Genomic DNA, 1178 nt, shown 5'->3' on the forward strand with positions numbered 1-1178 from the left:
TTGCATCATATAAAATACCGCACGAAACCCGGCACTTCCGTGATGCATAAATCCAATGCATAACCAGCGCATGATTTACGGCTACGCACGCGTCTCATCCACCGGCCAGGACCTGGCGCAGCAGCTCGCCCAACTAGGCGCGGCCGGCTGCACGAAGATCTATCAGGAGAAGGTTAGCGGCGGGACGGCCGATCGTCCGCAACTCAAGCGCGCGGTCGGCGCGCTCGATGCCGGCGACGTGCTGATGGTGACGTCCACCGATCGGCTCGCCCGCAACACTCGTGATCTGCTGAACATCCTCCATGCGGTGAAAGAGGCCGGCGCGGGCTTCCGTTCGATCGCAGAGCCGATGGTGGACACCACCTCCCAGTTCGCGGAGGTTATCATTGCCGTGCTGGGTGTGGCCGCGAGCTACGAGCGCCATCGTATTACCGAACGTACCGCTGCCGGCAGGGTCCAGGCCAAGGCCCGTGGCGTGAAGTTCGGCCGTCGTGCTGCCCTTACCCCTCACCAGCAGTCGGAGGCGCTACAGCGGCTCGCCGCTGGCGATACGCAACGCACTGTCGCCGCCCTGCTTGGGGTTAATCAGGCAACAATATCGCGATTACACCGAAGTATGGCTGAATAGCTGCCGACGCGCTCGTATGCCACGTCGTTCCCAACCCCATGCAATAGCCTGTCTAGACCTCGCTCAAGTTATCCGGCGTTGCTCCAAAAGACAGTGCTTCTGCGGAGCCAACTTCCTGCTCACCGGCAAACAATCGATCCAGCCGCTTCCTTACTTCACCTCGATATTCCGGCGATGCCAGCGGCCGCGGCGCGGCCACAGATACCTCATCAGCGATGGCATCCTTAATCCGTTCAACCGCAGCCTCGTCGAGCACGTTTGCACGCCGTAGCTCCACGCAGAGCTGCACCAGCCCGACTGCTGTTGCCTGCGCTCGAAGGCCGACGTTCGTAACATCGAAATGCAGCTTCTTCTGCTTTTCGTATGGCATAGTCATCTCGCATTCCTTCCGGTGCGAACCGTAGGGCTAGAATCGGATGTAAGCTAGGGTGGACCAGAGCCGTCGCTGGCGTGTCGCAAAGAGAACCCTTTTGGAGCGGGTGCCGCTGGGTAGCATTAGATTTCTGCATCGTGGAAGGCCGCCGACTGTGCCGCTCCGAGTCCAATGCAG

At 60.4% G+C, this 1178-nt stretch carries 2 protein-coding genes; one reads left to right on the top strand and one right to left on the bottom strand.

Annotation, left to right across the window (positions count from 1 at the left end):
- Positions 1 to 70: 70 nt before the first annotated feature.
- The gene (locus EQZ23_RS19625) at positions 71 to 628 is read left to right on the top strand and encodes a recombinase family protein (protein WP_128456139.1); all 558 of its coding nucleotides are present in this window, start codon (positions 71 to 73) and stop codon (positions 626 to 628) included.
- Between the two features lie 52 nt (positions 629 to 680).
- On the opposite strand, the gene EQZ23_RS19630 is transcribed toward EQZ23_RS19625, so the two are convergent.
- Entirely contained in the window at positions 681 to 1004 is a 324-nt protein-coding gene (locus tag EQZ23_RS19630; RefSeq protein WP_199860794.1) for a hypothetical protein, read from the bottom strand.
- Positions 1005 to 1178 lie beyond the last annotated feature (174 nt).

Source organism: Sphingomonas sp. UV9 (assembly GCF_004101245.1).
Taxonomy (GTDB): Bacteria; Pseudomonadota; Alphaproteobacteria; order Sphingomonadales; family Sphingomonadaceae; genus Sphingomonas.

Coding starts and splice junctions, on each gene's coding strand:
- EQZ23_RS19625 (WP_128456139.1), top strand. CDS start 71: ATGATTTACGGCTACGCACGCGTCTCATCCACCGGCCAGGACCTGGCG.
- EQZ23_RS19630 (WP_199860794.1), bottom strand. CDS start 1,004: ATGACTATGCCATACGAAAAGCAGAAGAAGCTGCATTTCGATGTTACG.